Annotated in this window: 1 protein-coding gene; it reads right to left on the minus strand. The window is 74.2% G+C overall.

Annotation, left to right across the window (positions count from 1 at the left end):
- The coding region (locus VIB55_RS20315) for a condensation domain-containing protein (RefSeq protein ID WP_331878495.1) at positions 1 to 3,218 on the minus strand (3,218 nt) is incomplete at its 3' end.
- Positions 3,219 to 3,231 lie beyond the last annotated feature (13 nt).

The following is a 3,231-nucleotide window of genomic DNA, read 5'->3' on the forward strand; positions in this document are numbered from 1 at the left end:
GCCCCCTCCGGCAGGCGATCCGCCAGACCGGAGTCGGTGATCACGAGCGTGACCCGCGCGTCTTCGAGCATGTAGCCCAGCCGCTCGCGCGGGTACGCCGGGTCCAGCGGCACGTACGCGCCTCCGGCACCCAGCACGCCCAACATCGCGGCGACCAGCTCCGGCGTGCGCGGCAGGCAGATGCCCACGCGCACCTCCGGCCCGACGCCGCGGCGGCGCAGGGCGTTGGCGATCTGGTTCGACCGCCGCTCCAGTTCGGCGTACGTCAGCTGCTCGGCGCGCCAGGAGAGCGCGACGGCTTCCGGCGTCCGCGCGGCCTGCGCGCGGAACAGGTCGTGGACACGGAGGTTAGTGGGATACGAGCGGCCCGTCGCGTTCCACTCCTCCAGCACCAGGCGCCGCTCCGCCTGCGGCAGGAGCGGGAGCGCATCCACGCGCTGAAGGTCGTCGGCGGCCATCGCCTCCAGCACGCGGCGCAGGTACGCCAGGTGGCGCTCTATGGTCGCCTGTTCGAACAGCGACGTCGCGTACGTCAGGTTGCCGGCGATGCGTCCGCCCGCCTCGCCCAGCGAGAGCGACAGGTCGAACTTCGCCGCCGCCGGCGAGGCCGGCCCCACGCCGCCCGCCGGGGAGCCGGGGAGCCCCGGCCGGCCCTCGGACGCGCCCTGCCAGGAAAACATCACCTGGAAGAGCGGCGTGTGCGCCATGCTGCGCGCAGGGTCGACGAGCTCCACCACCTGCTCGAAGGGGATGTCCTGGTTCTGCTGCGCACCCAGCGATCGAGTGCGCACCTGCTCCAGCAGCTCCGCCACGGTGGGCGACTGCGACAGGTCCACGCGCAGCGCCAGCGTGTTCACGAAGAAGCCGATCAGCCCCTCGATCTCCGTGCGGCCGCGGTTGGCGCTGGGCGCCCCGACGACCACGTCGTGCTGCCCCGACAGGCGGCCGAGCACCACGGCCCACCCGGCCAGCAGCGTCACGAACGGCGTGGTGCCGCGGCGCTGGCTGAGCGCGTTCAGCCCCGCCGTGAGCTCCTCGCCCAGGTCGATCGCCAGGGCTTCGCCCGCGTGGTCCTTCCGCGCGGGACGCGGACGGTCCACAGGGAGCTCCAGCAGCTCGGGAACGCCGGCGAGCGTCGTCTTCCAGTACTCCGCCTGTTCCCGCAGCACCTCGCCGGCCACCCACTTCCGCTGCCATGCCGCGTAGTCGGCGTACTGCACCGGCAGCGCGGGCAGGGGATCGGGATCGCCGCGGCGGAAGGCGGCGTAGAGGGTGCCGAGCTCCCGCGTCAGCACCTCCATGCTCCAGCCGTCGGAGACGATGTGGTGCATCGTCAACAGCAGGACGTGTTCGTCGCCGGGGAGCCGAAGCAGGCGCCCGCGGATCAGCGGCCCGTGCTCCAGGTCGAAGAGCGCGCCCGCCTCCTCCGCCGCCAGCCGCCGCAGCTCCGTCGCGGCGGCGGGGTGCTCGCGTAGGTCGTGCTCCACCAGGGCGAAGCCGCCCGGCGGCGCGATGCGCTGCACCGGCTCGCCCTGTACCTCCACGAAGGTCGTGCGCAGCGCCTCGTGGCGCGCAAGCACCGCGTCCAGCGCACGCCGCAGCGCCGTCAGGTCCAACTCCCGGCCCAACCGCAGCTGCGTGGGGATGTGGTACGTGTCGCCCAGGCCTCCCAGCTGCTCCAGGAACCACAGCCGCTGCTGCGCGAAGGAGAGCGGCAGGGGTCCGCCGCGGTCCACGCGCTCGATCGGCGGCAGCTCGGTGCGCGCCGCGTTCGCGATGGTGCGCGCGAGATCCGCCAGCACCGGGCGCTGGAAGAGGTCGGAGAGCGAAACCTCGGCGCCCAGCACCTGCCGCACGCGTGAGGTCATCCGCACCGCCAGGAGCGAGTGGCCGCCCAGCTCGAAGAAGTGGTCCCACCGGCCGGGCTGCTCCACGCGCAGCAGCCCGGACCAGATCTCCGCCAAAGCCCGCTCGGTCTCGCCCACCGGTGCCTCGTAGCCGCGCCGGGCGTACGCGTCGCCCTCGGGGGCGGGGAGCGCCTTGCGGTCCAGCTTTCCGTTGGGGGTGAGCGGCAGCGCATCCAGGTGCACGTACGCCGCCGGCACCATGTGCTCGGGGAGGCGCTCGCCCAGGTGGGCGCGCAGCGCCTCGGCCTCCACGGGGGCCAGGGCCACGACGTAGGCCACGAGCCGCCGGTCGCCCGGCGCGTCCTCGCGGACGACGACGGCGGCCTCGCGCACCGCCACGTGCTCGGCGAGCCGCGCCTCGATCTCTCCCGGCTCGATGCGGAAGCCGCGCACCTTCACCTGGTCGTCGACCCGGCCGATGAAGTCCAGAACCGCGGTGCGTGAGTGCGTCAGTGCGTGAGTGCGTGGGTCTGCCGGCACGGAATCCACTTCCGCACTCACGCACTCACGCACTTCCGCACTTTCCTTCCAGCGCACCCGGTCGCCCGTGCGGTACAGGCGCGCTCCACCTTCGGCCGAGAATGGGTCGGGAATCCAGCGCTCGGCCGTGAGCCCTGGCCGGCCCAGGTAGCCCCGGGCGACGCCGGCCCCGCCGATGTACAGCTCGCCTGGGACGCCCACCGGCAGCGGCTCGAGCCCCGCGTCCAGGACGTAGGCGCGCACGTTGGCGATGGGCGCGCCGATGTCCGGCTTGCGCGCCGGGTCGGCGCACTCCGCCGCCGTGCTCCAGATGGTGGCCTCGGTGGGCCCGTACAGGTTCCACAGCCGGTGCCGCGCGCCCCAGCGGTCCACGAGCTCCGCCGGAAGCGCCTCGCCGGCCACCGCGAGGATGCGCAGCGCGGGCAGCTCCTCTACCGGGAGCGCCGCCAGCGCCGCGGGAGGAAGGGTCACCATGGTCACCGCCTGCCGGCGCAGCAGCGCCAGCAGCCCGGGGCCGGGCAGGAGCTCCTCGCGCGGGGCAAGGCAGAGCGCGGCGCCGGACGCCAGCCCCATCAGCAGCTCCGCGGCGGCCGCGTCGAAGCTGAACGAGGCGAACTGCAGCACCCGGTCGCCCGGGCCCAGGCCGAACACGCGCTGCTGCGCGGCCGCCACGTTGCACACTCCCCGGAGCGGCACCAGCACGCCCTTGGGGCGGCCGGTGGAGCCGGAGGTGTAGATCACGTACGCCGGGTGCTCCGGCGTCACCCCGCCGCGCGACGAGCTTCTTCCCGGGCCCGGGCTGCTGGCGCTGCTGCGCCGGCACGCGGTCACCACGGTCACGCTT

The organism is Longimicrobium sp., from assembly GCF_036554565.1.
In the GTDB taxonomy this organism is placed as follows: Bacteria; Gemmatimonadota; Gemmatimonadetes; order Longimicrobiales; family Longimicrobiaceae; genus Longimicrobium.